Raw genomic sequence first — 26198 nt, 5'->3', positions numbered from 1 at the left:
ATGAGCGAGACGACAACCGACGACACCCCGCAGGCCGCCGACGACCGGGAACTCGGCGCCGCCGGCTCCCAGCTGTCCACCGCGCCCACGGAGGACGCGCCGAACCTGCCGTCCCTCGGCGTGATTGGCTGGGCCCGCTGGTTCTGGCGGCAGCTCACCTCCATGCGGGTGGCGCTGCTGCTGCTCCTGCTGCTGTCGCTCGGCGCGATCCCCGGCTCCCTCATCCCGCAGACCGGGGTCGACGAGACCCAGGTCGCCGACTTCCGCGACCGGCACGACATCCTCGCGCCGGTCTACGACAGGCTCGGCCTCTTCCACGTCTACAGCTCGGTGTGGTTCTCCGCGATCTACATCCTGCTGTTCGTCTCCCTCATCGGCTGCATCCTGCCCCGCACCTGGCAGTTCGTGGGCCAGCTGCGCGGCCGCCCGCCCGGCGCGCCCCGCCGGCTGGACCGGCTGCCCGCCCACACCACCTGGCGCACCGCGGCCGAACCGGAGGCCGTACGCGAGGCCGCGCTCGCCCTGCTGAAGAAGCGCCGCTTCCGCGCCCACCTCGCCGGTGACGCCGTCGCCGCCGAGAAGGGCTATCTGCGGGAGGTCGGCAACCTCCTCTTCCACATCGCGCTGATCGTGATGCTGATCGCCTTCGGCTGGGGCCAGCTGTACAAGTCCGAGGGCAACAAGCTGATCGTCGAGGGCGACGGCTTCGCCAACACGCTCACCCAGTACGACGACTTCAAGTCCGGCAACCTCTTCACCAACGACGACCTGGAGCCGTTCAGCTTCGACGTGAAGTCGTTCACCGGCACCTACGAGCGCACCGGCCCCAACAAGGGCACCCCGCGCACGTACCAGACGGAGCTGACGTACACCGCGGGGGCGGGCGGCGAGGAGAGGAAGGCCCTCGTCAAGGTCAACAAGCCCCTGCAGATCGGCGACGCCAAGGTCTACCTCGTCAGCCACGGCTACGCGCCCGTCATCACGGTCCGCGACGGCAAGGGGAAGGTCGTCTACCGGGACGCGGTACCGCTGCTGCCGCTGGACGCGAATGTGACGTCCTCCGGAGTGGTCAAGGTCCTCGACGGCTACCGCGACTCCAAGGGCGAGAAGGAGCAACTCGGTTTCAACGCCTTCTTCGTGCCGACCTTCGGCGGCTCCGAGAGCGGCACGATGCTCTCCCAGTTCCCGGCCCTGGACTACCCGGTGCTCGCCCTCTCCGCCTACCACGGCGACCTGCGGGCCGACTCCGGCATTCCGCAGAGCGTGTACCAGCTCGACAAGTCCAAGATGAAGGAGTTCAAGGACTCCGAGGGCGAGCTCTTCAAGAAGTTGCTCACCCCCGGCGAGACCATGACGCTCCCCGACGGCGCCGGCACGGTCACCTTCGAGAAGGACGTCAAGGAGTGGGCCGGCTTCCAGATCGTCCAGGAGCCGGGCGGCGGCTGGGCGCTCGGCGGCGCCGTCGTCGCGATCGCCGGCCTCGCCGGCTCCCTGTTCATCCAGCGCCGCCGCGTATGGGTCCGCGCGGTGCGCGGCGACGACGGGGTGACCGTCGTCGAGATGGCCGGCCTCGGCCGCAGCGAGTCCGCGAAGGTCCCCGAGGAGCTCGGCGACCTCGCCGGAATCCTGTACGACCAGGCCCCGGGCGTACCCGACCCGGAACCGTCCGAATCCACCGATCCTGAAGCCGTACCTGCCGAAGGGGCTGAGCAGCAGTGACTCTCGCCGCCGCGACCAACGAGAACCTCGCGAGTATCAGCAATGTGCTGATCTACTCCGCGATGGCCGTCTACACCCTCGCGTTCTTCGCGTACATCGCGGAGTGGACCTTCGGCAGCCGCAGCAAGGTCGCCCGTACCGCCTCCGCGCTCACCCCCGCGGCGCAGGCGAGGACGGGGCCGGCCGTCACCGTGAAGCAGGGGGGCGGCACCGCCGTACTGGAGCGGCCGAAGGTCGTCGTACGCGCCGCCGCCGGATCGCGGGACGTGCCCGACGGGCCCGGCGCGCACGGCGGCGACGAGAAGGGCGACCTCTACGGGCGGATCGCCATCTCCCTCACCGTGCTCGCGTTCCTGCTCTCCTTCGCCGGTGTGCTCACCCGCGCGCTGTCCGTGGAGCGGGCGCCGTGGGGCAACATGTACGAGTTCAACATCACCTTCTCCACCACCGCGGTCGGTGTGTACCTGCTGCTGCTCGCGCTGAAGAAGAACGTGCGCTGGCTCGGTCTGTTCCTGACCACCTCGGTCCTCCTCGACCTCGGTCTGGCCGTCACCGTCCTCTACACCGAGAGCGACCAGCTGGTTCCCGCGCTGCACTCGTACTGGCTGTACATCCACGTCTCCACGGCGATCCTGTGCGGTGCGGTGTTCTACGTCGGCGCGGTCGGCGTGATCCTGTACCTGTTCAAGGACTCGTACGAGAGCAAGCTCGTGGGCGGCGGCAGGCCGGGCAGCTTCGCCACATCCGTCCTGGAGCGGCTGCCCGCGGCCGCGTCGCTGGACAAGTTCGCGTACCGGGTGAACGCGGCGGTCTTTCCGCTGTGGACGTTCACGATCATCGCGGGCGCGATCTGGGCGGGTGACGCGTGGGGCCGCTACTGGGGCTGGGACCCCAAGGAGGTCTGGTCCTTCATCACCTGGGTCGCCTACGCCTGCTATCTGCACGCGCGTGCCACGGCCGGCTGGAAGGGCCGCAAGGCGGCCTATCTGGCCCTGCTCGCCTTCGGCTGCTGGCTGTTCAACTACTACGGCGTGAACATCTTCGTCTCGGGCAAGCACTCGTACGCCGACGTCGGCCTGGGCGCGCTGCGGTCCGTGGGCTTCTGATCACGCACCTCACAAGGCCGGTTCCCGCGACTCGCGTCACGGGGACCGGTCTTTCGTGCTCCGGAGACGTGATGGTTCCGGGGAGGGTTTCCCGAACGGGTGGTGCGAGGTGTGAGCGGTGGGAACCGTGGGGGTGGCGCCGGTAGTCCGGTGGAGGGGAGACCCGTTGAGACGGCGGGGCGGCAGGAGGGGCGGGACGGGTGGCGTCGGTACCGTTGACGGCGGGGGATCCGGTACGGGTGGGCCGGTACCGGCTGCTGGCCAGGCTGGGCCAGGGCGGCATGGGCCGGGTGTACCTGGGCCGCTCGCCCGGCGGGCGTGCGGTGGCGGTGAAGGTGGTGCGGGAGACGCTGCTGCGCGACGAGGGGTTTCGGCGGCGCTTCGTGCGCGAGGTGGCGGCGGCACGGCGGGTGACGGGTTTCTTCACCGCCGCGGTCGTCGACGCCGACCCGGAGGGGAACCCGGCCTGGCTGGCCACGGAGTACGTCCCCGGCCCCTCCCTCCAGGAGGCGGTGACCCGGCACGGGGTGTGGCGGGAGCAGGCGGTACGCGGCCTCGGTGCCGCTCTGGCCGAGGCGCTCGGAGCCGTGCACGCGGCGGGCCTGGTGCACCGCGACCTCAAACCGTCGAACGTCCTGCTGGCGCCGGACGGGCCGCGGGTGATCGACTTCGGTATCTCGGCGGCGGCCGACGACACCGCACTCACCGAGGCCGGAACGGTGATCGGCACGCCCGGCTTCATCCCTCCCGAGCAGCTGCGCCACGAGAGCTCCGGACCTGCCGGTGACGTGTTCGCCCTGGGGGCGGTGCTGGCGTACGCGGCCGCGGGCGTCGGCCCGTTCGGCGGCGGCGCGTCCCACGCGGTCAACTACCGGGTCGTGCACGAGGACCCCGACCTGAGGAGCCTGCCGCCCCTACTCGCGGATGTGGTGGCCCGGTGTCTGGCGAAGGATCCGGCGGAGCGGCCCACGGTGACGTGGCTGCTGGACGAACTGGGCCACCCGGCCCCCGCGGACGACGACCGGCATGCGGCTCAGGGCGCCACGGCTCCGGACGGGGGCGTCGCCACGGTCGGCTGGATGCCCGGCCCGGTGGCCGACTCGGCAACCCGGCTGCGCGCCGACGTGCCGACCGAGCCCCTGCCCCGGGCGGACGACGGTATGCCGGAGCCCTCGACCGCCGCCGCACCGCCCCGCAGCCGGCGCCGCCGCCTGCGGACGGCCCTCGCCATGGCGACCGCACTGGCCGTCACTGTGGCCGGCACCGTGCTGTGGAGGGTGGCCGCGAGCGAGGACGACACCGGGCCCGTCCGCCCTCCGAACCTCGAGCAGCTCTGGTCCCACACGCTGGCCGAGGGACAGAGAACGACCGTGACCTCGGACGAGATGGTCTATCTCCAGAACGAGGACCGTCACGAGATCACCGCCCTGGACGTCACCGACGGCACGAAGCGCTGGGGGCGCAAGGTCGAGGTCGCCGAAATCCGCCAGGACAGTGCGTATCTGCGAGACACCGTGGGCAACGGCGTCCAAGTCACCGGCCTCGCGGGTGGCCTCCTGTACTACGGCAGCGGCGATCACCTTTACGCGCTGGACGCGGACAGCGGCGCATATCGCTGGAGATACATGGACGACTCCTTCCACGCCTCCCCCGTCGTCGTGGGCGACGCCGCCTACGCACACATGATCTCGTTCTTCTACGTCCTCGACACGCGCACGGGGAAGAAGCTGTGGGACTACGGGTACGGCGTCAACGCGGACGGCAGCAACATAGCCGTCACCGGTGACGCGCTCCTTGTGCACAGCGAGAAGAAGCTGATCGCCGTCGACACCCGTACCCGCAAGCAGAAATGGACCCACCAGGCCGCGAGCGACGCGGAGACGGGCCTCGTGGTGGCGGACGGCAAGGTCTGCTTCGGCACCCAGGACGGCGCCCTGTACGCGGTCGACGCGGGGTCGGGCGACGAGGTGTGGCGCCGTACGTTCGAGGGGGAGCTGTGGGACGGCAGGCTCGGCGGGGGAGCGGGCATGCCGGAAGTGGTAGACGGAACCGTGTACTTCGAGAACGACGGCTACGTGTCCGCCTTCGACGCGGACACCGGTGCGCTGCGGTGGCAGCGGAAACAGAAGGCCGATGAGGTGACGTCCCTGACCGTGGTGGACGACACCGTCCTCACCCACGACTCGGACGGGTACCTGAGCGCACTGGACGCCCGCAGCGGAAACCCCGTATGGCGGGAACGGCTGATCATGGGCGACGGCGAGCATCTCTGGCTCGTCGGAAACACCGTGTACGTCGAGCGTGACAGCCGGGTGACAGCCTATCGGGCCGCGACCTGATCAGCACCGAACAGGGCCTTGGCGGCGACAAGGGGGGCGAATGCAGGTGTTCAGGCCGTTGGAGGCGGGGGATCCCGAGCGGGTCGGTCCGTACCGGATCGTCGGGAGGCTCGGCTCGGGCGGGATGGGCCGGGTGTACCTGGCCAGGTCGCCGGGCGGCCGGGCGACCGCGGTGAAGGTGGTGCACGAGGAACTGTCCGATGACGCCGCCTTCCGCAAGCGGTTCGGGCGGGAGGTGGTGGCGGCACGGCGGGTGACGGGCCCGTTCACCGCGCCCGTGGTCGATGCGGATCCGGACGCGGACCAGCCGTGGCTGGCCACCGCCCATGTGCCGGGCGTTCCACTGGGCACGGCGGTCGCCACGCACGGTGCCTGGCCCGAGCGGTCCGTACGCGCCCTGGGATCCGGGCTGGCGGAGGCGCTGGAGGCGATCCACCGGGTTCACGTCGTGCACCGTGACCTGAAGCCGTCGAACGTGCTGCTGGCACCGGACGGCCCTCGGGTGATCGACTTCGGGATCTCGGTGGCCGCCGACGACACCAAACTGACCACCACGGGGGCCGTGGTCGGCAGCCCTGGCTACCTTCCGCCCGAGCAACTGGTCGGCCGCGAGGTGGGGCCCGCCGGTGACGTGTTCGCGCTGGGCGCGCTGCTGGTGTACGCGGCGACCGGGACCGGAGCGTTCGGGGGCGGGCCCGCTTACGCCGTCAACTACCGCGTCGTCCACGAGGATCCCGACCTGGCGGGCCTGCCGGACGGACTCGCCGACGTGGTCGTCCGGTGCCTGGCCAAGGACCCCGGGCGGCGACCCGGGGTGCCGGAACTCATCGAGGAACTCGGCCGGTGGGAGGGGACGGACGGGACCCGGAGCACGTTCACCCCTGTCACCTGGCTGCCCGCGCCGGTCGCCGCCGACGTCACCGCGCTGCGCGCGGCCCCGCTGCCGGAGGAGGCCACCGCGACTACGGCGGACGCGGATTTGCCGACGGTCACGGTGGCGCCGCCGACCGCCGTCGCCACGGCGCGGCTCGGCGCGCCGAACGTGCGGCCCTCGCTCGCCGCCCGGCTGCGTGCGGTGGCCCGGCAGCGGCGTGCTGCGGTCCTCGCCGTGTCGGGCACCCTCGTCGTCCTGGCCGTAGTCGCCGGCCTGCTCCTGCCGCGCGCCTTCTCCGGGGCCTCGGGCGGGGGCGACGGCACCACGAGCAGCGGCAGCCCCACGGCCGCTGCGAAACAGCTGGCGGTACGGGGACAGTGGTCGGCCGAGAAGGACTTGTGGCAACCGGTGGCCGCCGACGGCAAGGTGGTCGGCGAGAGCGACGGCGTGCTGCACGCGGTGGACGCCGACAGCGGGGACATCGTGTGGACGTACGACGATCCGGACGCGTCGTCCTTCGAGGGCGTGAGCGACGGCCTGGTGATCGCCTCCAGCAGCGAGAACGGCACGATCCAGGGCATTGACCTGGACCGCGGCAAGCGGGTCTGGAGCGTGCCCGCCAAGGCTCACACGGCACCCGGCACGTCGTGGCATCTCCACCTGCGGGTCGTCGTGGCCCACGGAACCGTGTACGTGAACGCCATGTACGACCTGCCCGAGGGGGCCGAACGTTCCGGCACGTACGCCGTGTCGGCGCTGGACACTGCCACGGGACGGCTGAAGTGGACCCGGACGGTCGAGCACACTCTGTCCGGGGCGCTCGCGGTCGTGGACGGGGTCCTCTACGGCGGGGTGAAGGAGGCAGGCGGCACCTACTTCCACGCCTGGGACGCGGACAGCGGGGACCAGTTGTGGCGATACCACGCGAGCGCGAGCCGACACTACGCGGGCGAGGTGACGGCGATCACGGTGTCAGACGGCACGGTCTATTTCGGCGACAGCCGCGGTGTCCTCCACGCCGTCGACGCCCGGCGGGGCACGAAGCTGTGGACCTGCGAACCGGATACCGACGGTCTGGAGGAATGGCTCGAACCGCTCGTGGTCTCCGACGGCGTCGTCTACGGCGGGACTGGAAGCCCCACCAGCGATTATGACTCGGGAGCCGTGCACGCGGTCGCCGCCGACTCCGGCAGACTGCTCCGGACCGAGCACACCGAACGCGAACCCGAGCTGCACGGTCTGCTGGACGGCTCGGTGCTCTTCAGCACCAAAGCCGGCGGACTGTACGCCGCGGACGCCCGTACCGGAGCGCCCCCGGTCGAAACGCGCCTGTCGTCAGGTGACCCCGACGCGACCGTCGACGGCGACCGGGTGTACTTCGACGGCGGCGACGGACGGCTGCACGCGGGAAGGATCTCCCTCACCAGCACCTGACCGCAGCCGGCCGCGGTCGGCCCTCTGACGGCCGATGTCCTCGTTCCACAGCTGTGGATGACGGGCGGTGACTCTCGCATCAGCGCCGCGCACCCGGGATCGTCCAGCAGCACGATCTCCACGCCGTGGTCGGCCAGCCAGTCGTGCCCGCCGTGGAAGGTGACCGCCTCGCCGATCACCACCCGGGAGATGCCGAACTGCCGGACCAGACCCGAGCAGTACCAGCACGGGGAGTCTCTGGATGCCGAAGGTCCGCTCCACCACGTTGTATTGGAATAGAGTTGCCTACGGACCGTCATCGGTGGCCCGCAAGTGATGCGCGGCCGGTGCGCGCATGTGCTGAGAGCCGGATGTCGCCCCGACATCCGCATCCGGATCGCACCCGCGAGCCACGTACGGGTCTTCGACCGGGCCCTCGCGCCCGCCCGGATCAAGAAGCTCGGCTGACCGCCGTACTCACCGCGGATCCGCGGTGATCGACCGCCAGATCCGGTCCGGCAGGACCGCGGCCGCCGTGTCGAGGTCGACGTCACCGAGCGTCAGCCAGCGGCGGCTGACGCCGATGACCGGTCCGAGGACGAGGGATTCGAGCACGGCCACCGGCAGTCGCGCGATCTCGCCCGACTCGACGTGCCCGCTCACCCAGGCGGACAGCGGGGACAGCCGGGCCTCCTGCGCGTCACGGATCCGCCCGGCCTCCCGCATGCCCAGCTCGTCGGCGCGGGCGGAGTGCAGCAGCAGGCCCGCCGCCCGGTGGTCGCGGATGAAGGCGAGATACGCCTCCACCAGGGCCCGTACGCCGTCCCGGGCGGAATCCGACCGCTCCAGCGCCGTGACCATCCGGTCCAGCAGCCGCTCGAGCCAGCGCGTCAACAGGGCGGTCAACAGGCCGTCCATGCTGCCGAAATGGTGGTAGAGACTGCCGGGGCTGACGCCGCTCGCCGCCGTCACCGCGCTCACCGTGAGCCCCTGCTCGCCGGACTCGCCGTAGACGCGCAGCGCCGCGTCCAGAAGCTGTTCGACGGTGACCTCACCGCGGTGCTGCTTGGGGCTCATCGCAGGGTCGTCGTACCTTCCGGCCGCTTCTCGAGTGAATTTCTAGAATCCACTTCCAATTCTAGCCCGCGCTGGTCCAGACTGACCCCTGTTCGACGTGCGGGCCCGCCCGTCACGGGGGAACGGGCGGGCCCGCATCAGCGGAACAACACGACGACGCGGCAGGCGGGACGGTCAGCCGGCCCCGCCGCGATCGCCGTCCCCCGGCCGGTCGTCCTTGTCCTTGTCGTCGTCCAGCGACTTCAGGAAGTCGGGGTTGTCGTCCGGCGCCACCCACTGCTGCCGGCCGCCGCCCCCGCCCCACGCGGAGCCGCCCGCGGGGTGCCGCTTCTTGCCCGCGATCAGCCACGAGATCGAGCCGACCAGCGGGAACAGCAGCACGAGGATCGCCCACAGTGGCTTGGGCATATGACGGATGTCGTCGTCCTTCGTGCCGATGCAGTCGATGAACGCGTAGATGCTCAGGGCCAGTGGCACGAGGAACATCAGCACCCGCAGCATGGGGCCTCTCCAGCGAAAACGGTGGGCGGTACAGGCCCAGGGTAACCGCTCGGGGATACTTGACCCCATGGCTTACGACGATCTTCGCTCCCTGCTCAGGGCGCTGGAGCGCGAGGGCGACCTCAAGCGCATCAAGGCCGAGGTCGACCCGCATCTGGAGGTCGGTGAGATCGTCGACCGGGTACAGAAGGCCGGCGGTCCCGCGCTGCTCTTCGAGAACGTGCGCGGCTCCTCCATGCCCCTCGCCATGAACGTGTACGGCACCGACCGCCGTCTGCTGAAGGCGCTGGACCTGAAGTCGTACGCGGAGATCTCCGAGCGGATCGGCGGGCTGCTGAAGCCCGAGCTGCCGCACGGGTTCGTCGGGGTGCGCGAGGCGTTCGGGAAACTCGGCGCGATGACGCACGTACCGCCGAGGAAGGTGAAGGACGCGCCCGTCCAGGAGGTCGTCCTGCACGGCGACGACGTGGACCTCGAACAGCTCCCGGCGCTGTTCACCTGGCCCGAGGACGGCGGCTCCTTCTTCAACCTGGGCCTCACCCACACGAAGGACCCCGAGTCCGGCGTCCGCAACCTCGGCCTGTACCGCCTCCAGCGGCACGACAAGCGCACCATCGGCATGCACTGGCAGATCCACAAGGACAGCCGCAACCACTACCAGGTGGCTGCCCGGCGCGGCGAGCGGCTGCCCGTCGCCATCGCCTTCGGCTGCCCGCCCGCCGTGACGTACGCCTCCACCGCACCCCTGCCCGGCGACATCGACGAGTACCTGTTCGCCGGGTTCGTGCAGGGCAAGCGGATCGAGATGGTCGACTGCAAGACCGTGCCGCTCCAGGTGCCCGCGCAGGCGGAGGTCGTCCTGGAGGGCTGGCTGGAACCGGGCGAGATGCTGCCCGAGGGGCCCTTCGGCGACCACACCGGCTTCTACACCCCGCAGGAGCCGTTCCCGGCGCTCACCATCGACTGCGTGACCATGCGCAGGCGGCCGCTGCTCCAGTCGATCGTCGTCGGCCGCCCGCCCACCGAGGACGGGCCGCTGGGCCGGGCCACGGAGCGCTTCTTCCTCCCGCTCCTCAAGATCATCGTCCCGGACATCGTGGACTACCACCTCCCCGAGTCCGGCGGCTTCCACAACTGCGCGATCGTCTCGATCGACAAGAAGTACCCCAAGCACGCGCAGAAGGTCATGCACGCCATCTGGGGCGCCCACATGATGTCCCTGACCAAGCTGATCGTGGTCGTCGACTCCGACTGCGACGTCCACGATCTGCACGAGGTCTCCTGGCGGGCCCTCGGCAACACCGACTACGCCCGTGACCTCACCGTCGTCGAAGGCCCCGTCGACCATCTCGACCACGCCTCCTACCAGCAGTTCTGGGGCGGCAAGGCGGGCGTCGACGCGACGAGGAAGTGGCCCGAGGAGGGGTACACGCGCGACGGCGGCTGGCCCGACATGGTCGAGTCCGACCCGGACACGGCCGCCCTGGTCGACCGTCGCTGGAAGGAGTACGGACTGTGACCTCGGCCTCCGCCGCCCTGCCGCAGCAGCCGGGACGCACGAAAGCCTTCCTGCGCCTGGTGATGATCGAGCACTCGGTCTTCGCCCTGCCCTTCGCCTACATCGCCGCCCTCACCGCGATGTACGAGTGGGACGAGAACATCCACTGGGGCCGGCTGCTCCTGGTCACCGTCGCCATGGTCGGCCTGCGCACCTTCGCGATGGCCGCCAACCGGATCATCGACCGCGAGATCGACGCCCGTAACCCGCGCACCGCACACCGCGAACTGGTCACCGGGGCGATGTCCGTCAAGCACGCCTGGACCGGCGCGCTGGTCGCCCTGGCCGTCTTCCTGGGCGCGGCGGCCCTGCTGAACCCGCTCTGCCTGGCCCTCGCGCCCGTCGCCGTCATCCCGATGGTGGTGTATCCGTACGGCAAGCGGTTCACGAACTTCCCGCAGGCCATCCTCGGTCTCGCCCAGGCGATGGGACCGATCGGCGGCTGGCTCGCCATCACCGGCTCCTGGTCCTGGGACGCCGTCGTCCTCGGCCTCGCGGTCGGTGTCTGGATCGGCGGCTTCGACCTCATCTACGCCTGCCAGGACGTCGACACCGACCGGGAGATCGGTGTGAAGTCGGTCCCGGCCCGCTTCGGCATCCCCGCCGCGATCTGGGGCGCCCGTGCCTGCCACACCGTCACGACGGCCCTGTTCGTCTGGTACGCCCTGCTCACCGACGCCGGCGCCTTCTTCTGGCTCGGCCTGCTGATCGTGGCGGGCGCCTTCGTCTACGAACACACCATCGTCCGCCCGACCGACCTGACCCGCCTCAACCGCGCCTTCTTCTCCGTCAACGGCTTCATCGGCATCGCCCTGTTCGTGTGCGCGCTGCTGGATCTGCTGGTGCGGGGTCTGACCGTCTGAGCAGCGGTTGGCCGTCCGAGCCGGTCCTGACGGCCGGCGTCCAGTGCCCGCCGGTAGGCTCGAGATGTGAACGCAGGAGAAACGCGGCGCAAGCCTTGGATCGTGGGGGTGTCGGGGGCGTCCGGGACCCCCTACGCAGCCGCTGTGCTGCGTGCGCTGCTGGCGGCGGGGGAGAGCGTCGACCTCGTCGTCAGCCGGGCCTCCCGGCTCACGCTGCTGGACGAGACCGGTATCGCCTTCCGGGACGCCCACTGGCGTGACGACCTGCGGGAATGGCTGTCCCGGGGTGCGGACGGCAAGCCGGACACGTTCACCGTCGACCTCGACGGCGTACGGCACTGGGCGGCGGGTGACCTCGCGGCCGGGCCGTCCTCGGGGTCGTATCCGAGCAAGGGCATGCTGATCGTGCCCGCCTCCACGGCCTGTGTGGCCGGGGTGGCGCTCGGGCTGTCCAAGGACCTGCTGCAGCGGGTGGCGAGCGTGACCCTGAAAGAGGGACGCACGCTGATCGTGGCCGTACGGGAGACCCCGCTGAACGGCCAGACCCTGCGGCATCTGGTCACGCTGGACGACGCGGGCGCGACCGTGGTGCCCGCCTCGCCGGCCTTCTACGCGGGCGCGACGCACATCCAGGACCTGGTGGACTTCGTCGCCGGACGCGTACTCGACGCGGCGGGTGTCGAGCACCGGCTCTACCGCCGCTGGAAGGGCGAACTCGGCGGCGGATCCCGGCCCGGCTGAGCCCTGCGGCACCATTCCGGCACTCAGAACTTCAGACCTCTTCAGTGGAAGGCTTCGATCGCATGGACGCGGTGGACAGGCAGCTCATCCAGGCCCTGAGGGAGAACGGCCGGGCCTCCTACGCGGAGCTGGGGCGCCTCGTCGGCCTGTCGGGACCCAGCGTCACCGACCGCATCAACCGGCTGGAGGCGGCCGGGGTCATCACCGGCTACCGCGCCACCGTGGACGCCGCCTCGCTGGGCCTCGGTGTCACCGCCCTGATCGGCATCTCGCTCTCCGACGCCGCCGACCACGAGGACGTGGCGCAGCGGCTGAAGGACCTCAAGGAGATCGAGGACTGCTGGTTCATCGCCGGCGACGACTCCTTCATGCTCAAGGTGCGGGTGACCGACGTGGACGGCCTGGAGAAGACCATCCGCCGGCTGTCCGGCACCAAGGGCGTCTCCCGGACCCGTACGACCATCGTGCTCTCCACCAAGTGGGAGAACCGGGTCGGTGAGCTGCCCGAAGAGGTGGAGTAGGCGGGGCGCGGAGCGCCGTTCGGGGGTCCTTCCGCCCGAAGGGCCGGGGGGTACGGTTGACCGGGTCTGTTCGACGACGGAAAGAGGGATCGGCATGGACGTCGGGCTCAAGCGCGAGCTGGAGGAGAAGGTCAGGGCGGGCGAACGCCTGACCCGTGAGGACGGCATCGCGCTGTACGAGTCGGACGACCTCGCCTGGCTGGGCGGGCTGGCGCACGAGGTGCGGACGCGGCTGAACGGCGACGTCGTGCACTTCAACGTCAACCGCCACCTCAATATGACGAACGTGTGCACCGCCTCCTGCGCGTACTGCTCCTTCCAGCGCAAGCCGGGGGAGAAGGACGCCTACACGATGCGGATCGAGGAGGCGGTGAAGCTCGCCAGGTCGATGGAGTCGGAGAACCTCACCGAACTGCACATCGTCAACGGGCTGCACCCCAATCTGCCGTGGCGTTACTACCCGCGTTCGCTGCGGGAGTTGAAGGCCGCGCTGCCGGACGTCTCGCTGAAGGCGTTCACCGCCACCGAGATCCACCACTTCGAGACCATCTCCGGGCTGTCCGCCTCCGAGATCCTCGACGAGCTGATCGACGCGGGTCTGGAGTCGCTGACCGGCGGCGGCGCGGAGATCTTCGACTGGGAGGTGCGGCAGCACATCGTCGACCACCGCACCCACTGGGAGGACTGGTCGCGCATCCACCGGCTGGCGCACGAGAAGGGGCTGAAGACCCCGTGCACCATGCTGTACGGGCATATCGAGGAGCCCCGCCACCGGGTGGACCATGTGCTGCGGCTGCGTGAACTCCAGGACGAGACCGGGGGGTTCCAGGTCTTCATCCCGCTGCGGTACCAGCACGACTTCGTGGACATGAAGGACGGCAAGGTACGCAACCGGCTCCAGGCGCGGACGCAGATGGCGACGGGGGCGGAGGCGCTGAAGACGTTCGCGGTGTCGCGGCTGCTGTTCGACAACGTGCCGCACGTCAAGGTCTTCTGGGTCATGCACGGCGTCCAGACCGCGCAGCTCGCCCTTCAGCACGGGGCGGACGACATGGACGGGTCGGTGGTCGAGTACAAGATCACGCATGACGCGGACAACTTCGGTACGCCGAACAAGCTGACGCGTGAGGATCTGCTGGATCTGATCCGGGACGCGGGGTTCCGGCCGGTGGAGCGGAACACCCGGTACGAGGTGATCCGGGAGTACGACGGTGCCGACCCGGCGCGTCGGGACTCGCCCCAGCCCATGCGGGTGTGAGGGGAAGGGGCTCCGCCCCTTCGACCCCGCCAGGGGGCTCCCGCCCCCTGGATCCCCGGTGTACGCCCACCCCACCACCCGGCTCGGCATCTCGAGAAGGCGACGCACCGCCGCTTGCGTAATGGTTAGCATCGTCATATGCCCCTTACCTTCACCCTCGACCCCGTCGTCACCCCCGACCTTCGTGACGGCGTCCTCGACCTGTGGACCGACGTCACCAACGCCGGCGGGGCGGTCGGGTTCGTGCCGCCGGTCGGGCGGGAGGACATCCGCCCCGCGCTCGTCCGCCAGTTCGTCTCGATGGCCGAGGAGCGGTCCCGGCTGCTCGTCGGGCACGACGAGGACGGCGACGTCGCCGCCACCGCGTTCCTCACCTTCAACACCCACCCCCTCATGACCCACTGGATCTGGCTCTACACGGTCATGGTCCACCCCCGTCACCAGGGCAAGGGCTACGGCCGCGACCTCATGGCCGCCGCCGCCCGGGCGGCCCGCACCCTCGACGGCGTCGAGGCGATACGTCTCACCTGCCGCGGCGGACTCGGCCTGGAACGCTTCTACGCCTCCTGCGGCTACAAGGAGGTCGGCCGCATCCCGGACGCCATCCGTGTCGCCCCCGGCGACGACCGGGACGACGTCGTCATGCTGCTGCCGCTCACCTGACGCCCGTACCCCGCCGGAAGATCCCCGGCCGGCCGTGCTTCACTGGACGTTGTCCCTTCGGGACGTTCTGACCGTACGCAGGGAAGAGTGGAAGAGATGCTCCGCTACACGCTGATGCGCCTCGGGATCTTCGTGGGCTGCCTCGTGGTCGTCTGGGGCCTCGTCTACTCCGGCCTCGCCCCACGCGGCCTCGGCGACTCCAACGGCCTGTGGATCGTGCTGCTCGCGCTGCTGCTCTCGGCCCCGATCAGCTTCGTCGTGCTCCGCACGGAGCGGGACCGTGCCTCCGAGCGGATCGTGCGGCGGGTCGACCGGGCGAAGGCCAACCTGGACGCCCACCGCAACCAGGAGGACGCGGCCGACGACACCGCCCGCGCGGAGGCCCGGCCCTCGTAACCTCCGTCACAGCCGCGCACCACGCACCACGCGCCCTGACTCCCCACTCCCATGGGAATCAGGGCGCTTTGCGTTGTATGGACGACTATGACCCCCCACCTCTCAAAGCAGCGCTTTGAGGATCTCAAAGCTCGGGTGTTACGGTCTCGGGGTGAAGTCAGCAGCCGTGTTCCCCACGCCCCGGAGTGTTCCGCTCGTGGCGCGCCTGCACGTGGACCTCTGCCGGGTCACCGCCGCGAACTGTCGTCCCTGACGTTCGCCGCCACCCGCGTTCCCCCGTTCCACGTCATCGTCACCATCCCCACGCGTCCCCTTACCGGAGCATGTCCGTGTCCACGAACACGCAGTTCAAGCTGCCCGTCCGCGCGCCCTTCTGGGCCCAGATACTCGCCGGCCTCGTCCTGGGCGTCCTGCTCGGCTGGCTCGCCCGCAGCCAGGACCTCTCCTGGCTGGTCACCACCCTGGAGAAGGTCGGCGGCACCTTCATCGGCCTGCTGAAGCTGGCCGTCGCCCCGCTCGTCTTCTTCGCGATCCTGGTCTCCATCACCAACCTGCGGAAGGTCAACAACGCGGCCCGGCTGGCCTCGCGCACCCTCCTCTGGTTCATGATCACCTCGCTGATCGCGGTGGCGATCGGCCTGGTCATCGGCCTCGTCACCAACCCGGGCGCCGGTACCGGCCTCACCCCTGCGGACGGCGCCGCGCCGGAGAAGTCCGGCTCCTGGATCGACTTCCTCACCGGCATCGTGCCCACCGACGTCATCACGCCGTTCACCGAACTGAACGTCCTGCAGATCGTGTTCATGGCCGCCGTCGCCGGTATCGCCGCCCTCCAGCTCGGCGAGAAGGCCCAGCCGATCCTCACCCTGAGCGAGTCCGTCCTCGAACTCCTCCAGAAGGCCCTGTGGTGGGTCATCCGGCTCGCCCCGCTCGGCACCGTCGGTCTCATCGGCAACGCCATCGCCACCTACGGCTGGGACCTGATCGGCAAGTACGCCACCTTCACCGCCGACATCTACATCGGCTGCGCGCTCGTCCTCTTCGGCGTCTACCCGGCGCTGCTCGCGACCGTCGCCAAGGTCAACCCGGTGCAGTTCTTCAAGGGCGCCTGGCCCGCGATCCAGCTCGCCTTCGTCTCCCGTTCCTCCGTCGGCACCATGCCGCTCACCCAGAAGGTCACCGAACGCCTCGGCGTACCGAAGGAGTACACCTCCTTCGCCGTCCCGTTCGGCGCGACGACCAAGATGGACGGCTGCGCCGCGATCTACCCGGCCATCGCCGCGATCTTCGTCGCCCAGATCTTCGACATCCAGCTCGGCGTCGGCGACTATCTGCTGATCGCGTTCGTCTCGGTGGTGGGCTCCGCCGCCACGGCCGGTCTCACCGGCGCCACCGTCATGCTCACCCTCACCCTCTCCACCCTGGGCCTCCCCATGGAGGGCGTCGGCCTGCTCCTCGCCATCGACCCCATCCTGGACATGATCAGGACGGCGACGAACGTGGCCGGCCAGGCGCTGGTCCCGGTCATCGTCTCCGCCCGTGAGGGCCTGCTCGACCGGAAGGCGTACGACTCGGTCCACGCCTCCCCGGTCGACGAGCCCCAGCAGGTGGCCGTGGCCGCCTGACCGACGGCCCGGCAGGGGCGCTTTCCGGCAACCACCGAGTGGTGTCCGTTGCTGGGGGCGCCCCTTATCGCCGTACCCCCCCATGGTGTGGAATCACTGGAATCACTTGAACCACACGCGAAGGGGGAACCCGTGGCACGCACGCGGGCGCAGAGTCTGCGCAACGTAGCCGAGGCGGTCGCCTCCGGCACCGATCCACGTACGGCGGCCCAGGACGAACTGCGCCGCCGCGCGGGAAACGGCGGGAGCGGCGGCAGGGCGTCGCAGGGCACCGGGACCGAGGGCGGCGACGGGATGGACCCGGCCGACTTCCCGGCCGCCCGGGAACAGGACGGAAGCTCCGTCGACACCGTCATGCGGCAGAAGACGGTGCCGCTGGACGAGGCCGGGGAGGCGCTCGGCCGCAGCGAGCAGCTGCGCGAGGGCGGCGAGGTGGTGCACGCCATCTGCCCGATGGTGATGCCCAAGGGCCGCTCCCTGCTCTCCATGCTGCCGGTGCTGTCGCTGCTGGTGATCGGCGCGGTGGGGACGTCGGTGGTGTCGGCGACCGGGGGTGACGGGTTCACCAATCCGCTGTTCGGGGCGCATTACTGGGTCGTCGCGCTGCTCGCCGTGCTGTTCGTGTGGTGGCGGCAGGGTCTGGTCATGGTGCCGGACGGCTGCCAGGCGATGATCACCCGGTTCGGCAAGCTGGAGAAGGTCGTCGGTCCCGGCCGGGTCACGCTGCTCAGCCCGTGGAAGCGGGTGTCGTACATCGTGAACACGACACGCGAGTACCCGTTCAACGCGCCGGTGCGCGAGGCCCCGACCAAGGGCGGGGTGAAGGCCTCCATCGACCTGTTCATCCAGTTCCGGATCAGCGATCCGGTCGAGTTCGTCTACACGCTCGGTGCCGTGCGCGGGTTCGAGGAGAAGCTGGGCAACGCCGTCAGCGAGACCATCCGCAGCCTGATCTACGAGCAGGAGGCGGCCGGTATCTACGACATGGTCGGCGAGGACAGCGGGCGGCTGCTGGAGCAGCTGAACCAGCAGTTCCGTCCGGCGGTGGAGCTGACCAACGCCAACATCACGCACGCCGAGCCGTCCGACCAGCGGTACCGGATGGACCTGGCCGCCCCCGAGATGGTGCGGATGGCCAAGGAGGCGTACACCCACGAGTACGCGCTCCAGCTGCGCAAGGAGCAGGACGAGGGCGACCTGAGCAAGGAACTCGCCTCCAGTCAGGAGACGTTGTCCGCGATCCAGGCCGACATCGCCCAGTACCAGGCCCAGATGGACACCGCCGTGGAGCGCGAGACCAACCGCGCCGAGGCACTGGCCCGCCAGCGCTATGTCCAGGCGGAGTCGGAGGCCAAGGCGAACGCGGCGCTGCTGGAGGCGCAGGCGCTCGACATCCGCGCGGTGACCGCGGCGCAGGCGCCGGAGATCCTGGAGTACCGCTACCAGCAGCAGGTGCTGGACACGCTGGAGCAGGTCGCCGACCATCTGCCGCGGCTGGTGCGCATCGGCGGCGCGGACGGTACCGGGGCGGCCGGGATCGACTTTCTCGAACTGGCCCGTGAGCTGGTCGGGGAGCGCGGGGCCGAGCTGTTCACCGAGGCGGACATGGCCGCCGTACGGGGACGGCTGTCGGAGGTGTCCGAGCGGATCGCCGCGCGCGAGGAGGAGATCGGCGCGCTGCTGGCGGCCGACCGGCCGACCGTGCCGGAGATGCCCGAGGCCGTCGCGGCAGGCGATGTGTCCGAGTCCGCCGAGGAGGCCCAGCAGTGAGCTCCGTACGTACCCGACGCCGTTCGGTCATCTCCGAGGCCGTCGCCCCCTGGAGCGACATCGCCCGGCTGCTGCGCGGCGGTGAGGCCGACACCCTCATCCCGGTGATCATTCCGCGGCACCGTCGCCGGCTGTGGTGGATGCTGCCGCTGTGGCTCGGTGTCTACGCCCTGCTGACGGGCGTGATGCTGACGCTGGCGGAGGCCGGCTCCGACGGTCTGGGCGACCTCGCCTACGGTGCGCTGGCCACCCTCTCCTACGTCGGCGGGGTGGTGCTGCTGCTGATCGGCGCGCTGTGGTGGTGGCGGTCCTCGATCGTCGAGATCGAGCAGGGCACCAACGGTGTGCTGACGCGCTACGGCGCCGTCACCCGCACGCTGGACGCCGGCCGGCACTATCTGTGGCACCCGTGGTCGCGGGTCGACTTCGTCGTCGACACGGCGACCGAGATCCCGTACTCGGCACCCGTCATGGCCTGTCCGACGCGGGAGAACGTGCCGCTGCGCTCGATCGAGTTCTTCCTGAAGTTCCGTATCAACGACGCGGTGCTGTTCGTGCGCACCATCGGCGCCGGCAACTTCGACCTGGTGCTGTCCAGTGCCGTGCAGGACGCGATCCGGCAGCGGGCCCGGCAGATGCGCACGCAGCGCGCCTACGACCTGCGCGGTTCGGACGTGGCCGACATGCAGGATCTGCTGAACCGGCAGCTGTCCGGCTACGGGGTGCGCATCACGGGCTGCAACATCCCGGATGTGCAGCTGCCGACGCAGTACCAGCACCACCTGGCGACCCGGGAGCGGATCGCCAAGGAGCGCACCGCGTACGAGCAGGAGTGGGGCCTGACCCGCAAGCGCCGTATCGACAGTCTGGGCATGGACATCGAGCGGGCCAAGAAGGTGCGGGACGCCCGGATCGTCGAGGTGAAGGCCGCGCTGAACCGGGCCCGTGAGGAGGTCGCCCAGCTGCTGGAGCGGCAGGAGACCGAGGCGCAGCGCGTCAGGTTCGAGATCGAGACGCGTGGCCGCAGCGGGCTCATCGCGGCCGAGAACGAGGCCCGCGCCCAGCGTGCGCTGGCGAAGGCGTACCGGGACAACCGGGCGGTGCTCCAGTACGAACTGGCCCGCAGACGGCTCGAGGTGGGCGCCGGGCTGGCCGGGAAGGCTCCGCAGCCGGTGGTGGTGCGCACCGACGGCGGCACCGACACCTCGGCGCTGTCGACGCTGTTCACGGCGCAGCTGCTGCCGGGGCTGACGGGCGGCGCGCGGCCCGCTCCCGGTGACGGGAACCACGGCGGCCGGGACTCCGGGTGACGGACGGACCGTACGCTGTGTCCCATGGGTGCCGTGAAGACCAAGCGGATGCCGCGTGCGGTCCGTGAACAGCAGATGCTGGACGCCGCCGTGCGGACCTTCGGACAACGGGGGTACATGGCGGCGTCCATGGACGAGATCGCCGAACTGGCGGGTGTGTCCAAGCCGTTGGTGTACCTGTATCTGAACTCCAAGGAGGACCTGTTCACGGCGTGCATCCGGCGTGAGGCGACGGCCCTCGTGGCGGCGGTGCGTGCCGGTGCCCGGCCGGGGCTGCCGGCCGACCGGCAGCTGTGGTCGGGTCTGACGGCGTTCTTCACGCACACCGCCCGGCACCCCGACGGCTGGGCGGTGCTGCATCTTCAGGCCCGTACGCACGGTGTGGTCTTCGCGGCCGAGGTGGCCGCGATGCGGGCGGAGATCGTGGAGTTCGTGACGCAGCTGATCCTCGCCGCCGCGCGGGACGCCCACCGCGACCCCGACCTCCCGGAGCGCGAGGTCGCCGGGCTCGCGGAGGCGCTGGTGGGCGCCGCGGAGTCCCTCGCGGACTGGGCCAACACGACGCCCGGTGTCACGGTCCGGCAGTCGGCGGCGACCTTGATGAACTTCGCCTGGGCGGGGCTCGGCGACCTGATGGCGGGCCGCCGCTGGACCCCGCCCGAAGACGAGCCGGGCCCGGAGACGGCTCAGAGCGGGCTGACCTCGCCGGCGACGTGAACCCGGCCGCCGTCGCCGCGCAGAGCGAAGCGTCCGCCCTCGGCCGCGTACGTCACCGTCCCCGGCAGCAGTACCGGCGCCCGGAAGTCCGCGCTGACATGCGCCGCGTCCGGGGTGCTGTGGGCGGCGAGGCAGCGGGCCACGGTCCACATGCCGTGCGCGATGGCGCGGGGGAAGCCGAAGAGGCGGGCGGTGAGCGGGTGCAGATGGATCGGGTTGCGGTCGCCGGACGCGGCACCGTAGCGCCGCCCGACGTCCCCGGCGAGCCGCCACTCCTCGACGGCGGGCAGCGGCTCCGGCTCCTCCTCCCGCCGCCCGGCGGGCTGCCGGGAGGCGGTCCGGTGCCGGGCCAGATACGTGCTCCGTGACTCCCATACGAGCTCGCCGTGCCGGCGCATCTCGGTGACCACGGTGGCTTCCGTGCCGCGTCGGTGCGGGGCCAGCCCTTCGGCGTGGACGGCCAGTTCGTACGGGCCCGGGGACGCCGTCGCGCGGTGCCGGGTGATCCGTATCGAGGTGTGGACTAGGCCCAGGAGAGGGAGCGGGAAGTCCGGTCGGCTCATCAGGCGCATGGCGAGCGGGAAGCCCAGTACATGCGGATACGTCACCGGCAGCGTGTCCTCGCCGGTGGGGAAGCCGCACACCCGCTCGTAGGCGGCGAGCCGGCCGGCGTCGACGCGCAGACCGCGCAGCACCAGGCGGGTGCGCGGGCAACTGCCGTCGGAGCGCGGGCGTTTGAAGGGGGAGAGCAGGGCGCCGCGGGCGAGGAGCGGGGCGAGGGCGGGCGGTGCGGGGAGTTCCACCGTGGGCGTCATGGGCGTCTCACGCTCCCAGCAGGCTCTGGCCGCAGACCCGGACGACCTGGCCGTTGACCGCGCCGGAGGCCGGGTGGGCGAGCCAGGCGGTGGTCTCGGCGACATCGGCGGGCAGGCCGCCCTGGGCGAGGGAGTTCATCCGGCGGCCCGCCTCCCGGATGAACAGGGGGACGGCGGCCGTCATCCTCGTCTCGATGAAGCCCGGCGCGACCGCGTTCACCGTCACCCCGTGCGCGGACCGCGCGTGCGGCGCGAGGGCGCGGACCAGACCGGTGATGCCCGCCTTGCTCGCACCGTAGTTGGTCTGGCCCGCGTTTCCGGCGATCCCCGCGATGGAGGCCGTGGTGACGATGCGGCCGCCCCGCTTCAGGGTCCCGGCGGCGAGGAGCGCGTCGGTGGTGCGCAGCACGCTCGCCAGGTTCACCTCCAGCACCGGTGTCCAGCGCTCGGCGGGCATGTTGACCAGCCGCCGGTCACGGGTGATGCCCGCGTTGTGCACGAGGACGTCGAGACCGTCGGGGAGGGCCCCGGCGATCCGGGCGCCCGCGTCCGCGGCCGTGATGTCGAGGGGGAGCGCGATGCCGCCGAGCCGTTCGGCGACCCGGCGGGCGTCCGCCTCGGCTCCCGGTACATCGAGGACGACGACCTTGGCGCCGTCCCGGGCCAGCGTTTCGGCGACCGCCTCGCCGATCCCGCGCGCGGCGCCGGTCACCAGGGCGGTACGGCCGGACAGGGGACGGTCCACGTCGTAGGGGGCCGGGGTGTCCGGGGCGTCGACTCCGATCACCTGGCCGCTGACGTAGGCCGACCTGGGGGAGAGCAGGAAGCGGAGGGTGGACTCGGCGGCGGGGGCGTCGGTGAGGCGGACCAGGTTGACGGTGATGCCCCGGCCGGTCTCCTTGCCGAGGGAGCGGGCGAATCCCTCCAACGCCTGCTGGGCGGCGGCCTGATGGTGGTCGGCGGGGTCGAGCGGGGCGCCGAGCAGCACGATCCGGCCGCTCGTGGCGACCGACCGTACGACGGGGTGCAGGGCCGCGTGCACCTCGGCGAGCCCTTCGACGTCGCGTACGCCGGTGGCGTCCAGGACGACGGCGGCGGGGTGGCCGGTGCTGTCGTCCGTGCCGAGCCCGGTGCGGGCGAGTACGGGGGCGAGGTCCAGGGCGGACTTGCCGGCCGTGAGGTGCAGCAGTCCGCCGTCCAGGTCCGGCCGCTCCGGGGACCAGCGCCGCAGCGGCGCCGGCCGAGGCAGACCCAGGCGGCGCGTCAGAAAGCGGCCGGGCGCGGTGCCGGTGAAGCTCAGATAGCGGTCGGCCATTCGGGATTCCTCCGTGCCTGCTCCGGGCGTGCCTGTGCCAACTTCTTACTCTGGAGTAAGGTTACTGGAGGTAAGCCTATGTCACGGTGAGGAGCAGGTCGAGATGAGCATCCTGAAGCCGGGCACCGTCCGGCGCGTGGCGGTCATCGGCGGCAGCCGTGTCCCCTTCGCCCGCTCCGACGGCCCCTACGCCACCGCCTCCAACCAGGAGATGCTGAGTGCCGCCCTGAACGGCCTCGTCGAGCGGTACGGACTCCAGGCGCCGGGTGCGGTGGGGGAGTTCGTCGCCGGGGCGGTCCTCAAGCACAGCCGCGACTTCAACCTCGCCCGCGAGACCGTCCTCGGCTCGGCTCTCGACGCCCGTACGCCCGCCTACGACATCCAGCAGGCCTGCGGCACCGGGCTCCAGGCGGTCGTCGCCGCCGCCAACAAGATCGCCCTGGGCCAGACGGAGGCCGCGATCGCGGGCGGCGCCGACACCGCGAGCGACGCGCCGCTCGGCGTCAACGACCAGCTGCGCAAGGTGCTGTTGGAGGCGCGGCGGGCCACGTCCCTTGGCGGTCGTCTGAGGGCGCTGGCGAAGCTGCGTCCGGGGCAACTCGTCCCCGACATCCCGCGCAACGCCGAACCGCGCACCGGTCTGTCCATGGGTGAGCACGCCGCTGTCACCGCACGCGCCTGGGGCATCGCCCGCGAGGCCCAGGACGAACTGGCGGCGACCAGTCACCAGCGGCTGGCGGCGGCGTACGAACGCGGCCTGTTCCAGGACCTGGTGGTGCCCTTCCGGGGGCTGGCCCGCGACCAGAACCTGCGGCCGGGCTCGACGGTGGAGAAACTCGCCGCGCTGAAGCCGGTGTTCGGCCTCGACGGCCCCGGCCCGACCATGACGGCCGGCAACTCGACCCCGCTCACGGACGGTGCCGCGCTGGTGCTGCTCGCGAGTGAGGAGTGGGCGGCCGAGCGCGGCCTGGAACCCCTGGCCCACCTCACCGCGTACGAGACGGCGGCCGTGGACTTCGTGCACGGGGACGTCTCCGACGGCGAGGACGGCCTGCTGATGGCCCCCGCCCACGCGGTCCCGCGCATGCTGGAACGCGCCGGTCTCGGCATGACGGACTTCGATCTGGTCGAGGTCCACGAGGCGTTCGCCTCCCAGGTGCTCGCCACCCTGGCCGCCTGGGAGAAGCGGGGTCTCGCGCCCGTCGACCGCGCCCGGCTCAACGTGGCGGGCTCGTCCCTGGCCACCGGCCATCCCTTCGCCGCCACCGGCGCCCGCATCGTCGCCACCCTGGCGAAACTCCTCGCCGAACGGGACGGGCCCGGGCGCGGGCTGATCTCGGTCTGCGCGGCGGGCGGCCAGGGGGTGACCGCCGTACTGGAACGGACGTGAACGACCCTCACGTAACCTCCGACATTGCACACGCCCGGCCCCGGACCCTCCCCGTACCCGCACAGACCCCCCACGTCAGGGCCGTACGATCCCGGCACCGACCGGTGAGTGATCGCTTTCCCCACCGGCCTTCGGTGAGCGCCTCGGCGGGCGAGGCACGTACGTCGTGGCATCAAGCAGTTTCACTGCACGCACCAGGAGCCGCCCCGTGTCCACCCCGCATTCCTCCGCCCTGGACGACGACGTCTACGGGGCGCCCGTCCTGGTCGAACCGCAGACCCGGCGGCTGGACGGCGTCGTACGGGAAGCGTCCGTACCGCCGTTCGCCCGGCCGGTGCGGCACGGGTCGCTCGCCGACCTGCCGTTCGAGAACGCGAACACGGCGCCGGACGCGGTGGTGCTCAGCCGGAAGACGGCGGACGGCAGCTGGCAGGACGTGACGGCGGCGGGGTTCGCCGCCGAGGTGCTGGCCGTCGCGAGGGGGCTCATCTCCGAGGGCCTGATGCCCGGCGACCGGATCGCCGTCATGGCCCGCACCATCTACGAGTGGACCGTCCTCGACTTCGCCGCCTGGGCCGCGGGGCTGGTCACCGTTCCCATCTACCCCACCTCGTCCGTCTTCCAGGCCCGCTGGATCCTGCACGACTCCGGCGCCGTCGCCCTGATCACGGAGACCACCGGACAGGCCGCCGCCCTGGGCCCCGAACTCCCGCACCTGCCCGATCTGCGGCGGGTGTGGGTCGTCGAGAAGGGGCACGTCGACGCGCTCGCGGACGCCGGTGCGCACCTGGCCGACCAGGAGGTGGAGGTGCGCCGCGGTGTGCTGGGCCCCGACACCCTCGCCACCCTCATCTACACCTCCGGCACCACCGGCCGCCCCAAGGGCTGCGCCCTGAGCCACGGCAACTTCTTCGCCGAGGTCGACAACGCCATCGAGCTGCTCTACCCCGTCTTCAAGACCCGGACCAGCGAAGACGCCTCCGTCCTGCTCTTCCTGCCGATGTCCCACGTCTTCGGCCGGATGGTCGCCGTCGCCTGCGTACGCGCCCGGGTGCGCCTCGGGCACGCGCCGAGCCTGGCACCCGCGGACCTGCTGCCGGACCTGGCGAGCTTCCGGCCGACCTGCCTGCTGACCATCCCGTACATGCTGGAGAAGGTGTTCAACACCGCCCGCGCGAAGGCGGAGGCGGGCGGCCGGCTCTCGGCCTTCGACCGCGCGGAGTCGGTGGCCCGCCGGTACGGCGAGGCGCTGGAGAGCCGCCAGACGGGGTCGGGCTCCGGCCCGTCCCGCTCCCTGAAGACGGCCCGCGCCTTCTACGATCCGCTGGTCTACCGAAAGATCCGCAACGCCATGGGCGGCAGGGTCCGGTACGCCATCTGCGGCGGCTCACCGCTGGGCCGCAGGCTCGCCGCGTTCTACGCCGGTGCCGGCATCGAGATCTTCGAGGGCTACGGCCTGACGGAGACCACCGGCGCCTCCACGGTCACCCCGCCGCTGAAGCCCCGCCTCGGCACGGTGGGCTGGCCGCTGCCCGGTACCCGGATCCGGATCGCGGCGGACGGCGAGATCCTGGTCGGCGGCGAGCATGTGCTGCGCGGCTACTGGGACCCGCAGGCCGGCGGGGTCGTCCCCGCCGCGCCCGACGGCTGGCTGCCCACCGGCGACGTCGGCGCACTCGACGACGAGGGCTATCTGACGATCACGGGCCGCAAGAAGGAGCTGATCATCACGGCGGGCGGCAAGAGCGTCGCCCCGGCCCCGCTGGAGAACTGGCTGCGCTCACATCCGCTGATCTCCCAGGTGATGGTGATCGGCGACCACCGCCCCTTCGTCTCCGCGCTGATCACCCTCGACCGCGACGGCATCAGCCACTGGCGCCGTATGAACGGCAAGCACCCGGTCCCGCCGGAGCTGATCGCCGACGACCCGGAGCTGCTGGCGATCCTGCAGCGTGCGATCGACGAGGCCAACAAGATGCTCTCCCGCCCGGAGTCCATCCGCCGCTTCACCGTCCTCGCGGCCGACTTCACGGAGGAGGCCGGCCAGCTGACCCCCTCGATGAAGCTGCGGCGGGAGGAGATCCTGCGGGACTTCGCGGACGCGGTGGAGGGGCTGTACGCGGGATAGCATCCCGGGCCCCGAGGGCCCGGCGGTATGAATGCGGACCGGCCGGGCTCCGGCGCCGCGTGTCCGGCCGGTACGGAATGCGGGCCGGCCGTGTGGACC

Annotated in this window: 23 protein-coding genes and 1 pseudogene; 19 read left to right on the top strand and 5 right to left on the bottom strand. The window is 71.0% G+C overall.

Going from position 1 to position 26198, the window contains the following annotated elements:
- The 4 genes from ACGFR9_RS30785 to ACGFR9_RS30770 all read left to right on the top strand — a co-directional run bounded on the left by ACGFR9_RS30785 (position 1) and on the right by ACGFR9_RS30770 (position 7472).
- Entirely contained in the window at positions 1–1719 is a 1719-nt protein-coding gene (locus ACGFR9_RS30785; protein ID WP_393214951.1) for a cytochrome c biogenesis protein ResB, read from the top strand.
- Entirely contained in the window at positions 1716–2825 is a 1110-nt protein-coding gene (gene ccsB, locus ACGFR9_RS30780; protein ID WP_393214948.1) for a c-type cytochrome biogenesis protein CcsB, read from the top strand. The genes ACGFR9_RS30785 and ccsB overlap by 4 nt, the downstream gene beginning before the upstream one ends.
- A 200-nt stretch (positions 2826–3025) precedes the next feature.
- A complete protein-coding gene (locus ACGFR9_RS30775; RefSeq protein WP_393214945.1) occupies positions 3026–5164 on the top strand; it encodes a PQQ-binding-like beta-propeller repeat protein in 2139 nt (712 codons plus the stop codon).
- Between the two features lie 40 nt (positions 5165–5204).
- The gene (locus ACGFR9_RS30770; RefSeq protein WP_393214943.1) at positions 5205–7472 is read left to right on the top strand and encodes a PQQ-binding-like beta-propeller repeat protein; all 2268 of its coding nucleotides are present in this window, start codon (positions 5205–5207) and stop codon (positions 7470–7472) included.
- A gap of 30 nt (positions 7473–7502) precedes the next feature.
- On the opposite strand, the pseudogene ACGFR9_RS30765 reads toward ACGFR9_RS30770, so the two are convergent.
- Positions 7503–7843: pseudogene (locus tag ACGFR9_RS30765) on the bottom strand (hypothetical protein); the annotation flags it as partial.
- On the opposite strand from ACGFR9_RS30765, the gene ACGFR9_RS30760 reads away from it, so the two are divergent.
- The gene (locus tag ACGFR9_RS30760; RefSeq protein WP_393214940.1) at positions 7788–7919 is read left to right on the top strand and encodes a hypothetical protein; all 132 of its coding nucleotides are present in this window, start codon (positions 7788–7790) and stop codon (positions 7917–7919) included. The pseudogene ACGFR9_RS30765 and the gene ACGFR9_RS30760 sit on opposite strands and share 56 nt — an antisense overlap.
- A gap of 9 nt (positions 7920–7928) precedes the next feature.
- Here ACGFR9_RS30760 and ACGFR9_RS30755 read toward each other — a convergent pair whose 3' ends face one another.
- A complete protein-coding gene (locus tag ACGFR9_RS30755; protein WP_393214938.1) occupies positions 7929–8528 on the bottom strand; it encodes a TetR/AcrR family transcriptional regulator in 600 nt (199 codons plus the stop codon).
- 174 nt (positions 8529–8702) lie between these two features.
- Complete coding sequence (locus ACGFR9_RS30750) at positions 8703–9029, bottom strand: PLD nuclease N-terminal domain-containing protein (protein WP_393214935.1); 327 nt, start codon at positions 9027–9029, stop codon at positions 8703–8705.
- Positions 9030–9096: 67 nt separating this feature from the next.
- Here ACGFR9_RS30750 and ACGFR9_RS30745 point away from each other — a divergent pair, with 67 nt between their 5' ends.
- From ACGFR9_RS30745 to ACGFR9_RS30690, 12 genes are all read left to right on the top strand, one after another.
- Positions 9097–10548, top strand: coding sequence for a menaquinone biosynthesis decarboxylase (locus ACGFR9_RS30745; RefSeq protein WP_393214932.1), 1452 nt, complete (start codon positions 9097–9099; stop codon positions 10546–10548).
- The gene (mqnP, locus tag ACGFR9_RS30740; RefSeq protein ID WP_393214929.1) at positions 10545–11450 is read left to right on the top strand and encodes a menaquinone biosynthesis prenyltransferase MqnP; all 906 of its coding nucleotides are present in this window, start codon (positions 10545–10547) and stop codon (positions 11448–11450) included. Before ACGFR9_RS30745 ends, mqnP begins: the two co-directional genes overlap by 4 nt.
- A gap of 66 nt (positions 11451–11516) precedes the next feature.
- Positions 11517–12191 (top strand): UbiX family flavin prenyltransferase, encoded by a 675-nt coding sequence (locus ACGFR9_RS30735; protein WP_393214926.1) that lies wholly within the window; start codon positions 11517–11519, stop codon positions 12189–12191.
- A 62-nt stretch (positions 12192–12253) separates the two neighbouring features.
- On the top strand, positions 12254–12712 hold the full coding sequence (locus ACGFR9_RS30730) for an Lrp/AsnC family transcriptional regulator (RefSeq protein ID WP_030222038.1): 459 nt from the start codon (positions 12254–12256) through the stop codon (positions 12710–12712).
- 94 nt (positions 12713–12806) lie between these two features.
- A complete protein-coding gene (gene mqnE, locus ACGFR9_RS30725; protein WP_393214923.1) occupies positions 12807–13970 on the top strand; it encodes an aminofutalosine synthase MqnE in 1164 nt (387 codons plus the stop codon).
- A gap of 138 nt (positions 13971–14108) precedes the next feature.
- Complete coding sequence (locus ACGFR9_RS30720; protein ID WP_393214920.1) at positions 14109–14633, top strand: GNAT family N-acetyltransferase; 525 nt, start codon at positions 14109–14111, stop codon at positions 14631–14633.
- A gap of 96 nt (positions 14634–14729) precedes the next feature.
- Entirely contained in the window at positions 14730–15029 is a 300-nt protein-coding gene (locus ACGFR9_RS30715; protein ID WP_393215143.1) for a DUF4229 domain-containing protein, read from the top strand.
- 151 nt (positions 15030–15180) lie between these two features.
- Complete coding sequence (locus ACGFR9_RS30710; RefSeq protein WP_311709939.1) at positions 15181–15282, top strand: putative leader peptide; 102 nt, start codon at positions 15181–15183, stop codon at positions 15280–15282.
- A gap of 70 nt (positions 15283–15352) precedes the next feature.
- Positions 15353–16654: a dicarboxylate/amino acid:cation symporter gene (locus tag ACGFR9_RS30705; RefSeq protein WP_030222018.1), complete on the top strand. Its 1302-nt coding sequence runs from the start codon at positions 15353–15355 to the stop codon at positions 16652–16654.
- A 132-nt stretch (positions 16655–16786) separates the two neighbouring features.
- A complete protein-coding gene (locus ACGFR9_RS30700; protein ID WP_393214916.1) occupies positions 16787–18424 on the top strand; it encodes an SPFH domain-containing protein in 1638 nt (545 codons plus the stop codon).
- Positions 18421–19734: an SPFH domain-containing protein gene (locus tag ACGFR9_RS30695; RefSeq protein WP_393214913.1), complete on the top strand. Its 1314-nt coding sequence runs from the start codon at positions 18421–18423 to the stop codon at positions 19732–19734. The genes ACGFR9_RS30700 and ACGFR9_RS30695 overlap by 4 nt, the downstream gene beginning before the upstream one ends.
- 24 nt (positions 19735–19758) lie before the next feature.
- Complete coding sequence (locus tag ACGFR9_RS30690; protein ID WP_393214910.1) at positions 19759–20451, top strand: TetR/AcrR family transcriptional regulator; 693 nt, start codon at positions 19759–19761, stop codon at positions 20449–20451.
- Here the strand turns inward: ACGFR9_RS30690 and ACGFR9_RS30685 are convergent.
- Both ACGFR9_RS30685 and ACGFR9_RS30680 read right to left on the bottom strand, forming a co-directional pair.
- Positions 20421–21266, bottom strand: coding sequence for a MaoC/PaaZ C-terminal domain-containing protein (locus ACGFR9_RS30685; RefSeq protein ID WP_393214907.1), 846 nt, complete (start codon positions 21264–21266; stop codon positions 20421–20423). The two genes, ACGFR9_RS30690 and ACGFR9_RS30685, sit on opposite strands and share 31 nt — an antisense overlap.
- Before the next feature lie 7 nt (positions 21267–21273).
- Positions 21274–22581, bottom strand: a complete 1308-nt coding sequence (locus tag ACGFR9_RS30680; protein WP_393214904.1) for a 3-oxoacyl-ACP reductase — start codon at positions 22579–22581, stop codon at positions 21274–21276.
- A 103-nt stretch (positions 22582–22684) separates the two neighbouring features.
- Here ACGFR9_RS30680 and ACGFR9_RS30675 point away from each other — a divergent pair, with 103 nt between their 5' ends.
- A complete protein-coding gene (locus ACGFR9_RS30675) occupies positions 22685–23971 on the top strand; it encodes an acetyl-CoA C-acetyltransferase (RefSeq protein WP_393214902.1) in 1287 nt (428 codons plus the stop codon).
- A 208-nt stretch (positions 23972–24179) separates the two neighbouring features.
- The gene (locus tag ACGFR9_RS30670; RefSeq protein ID WP_393214899.1) at positions 24180–26099 is read left to right on the top strand and encodes an AMP-dependent synthetase/ligase; all 1920 of its coding nucleotides are present in this window, start codon (positions 24180–24182) and stop codon (positions 26097–26099) included.
- The last annotated feature ends 99 nt before the right edge of the window (positions 26100–26198 follow it).

It is taken from the genome of Streptomyces sp. NPDC048584 (assembly GCF_043199595.1).
Lineage (GTDB): Bacteria > Actinomycetota > Actinomycetes > Streptomycetales > Streptomycetaceae > Streptomyces > Streptomyces edwardsiae.
The sequence above is the reverse complement of the archived record's forward strand: the minus strand, read 5'-3'. Positions and strand labels throughout refer to the sequence as shown.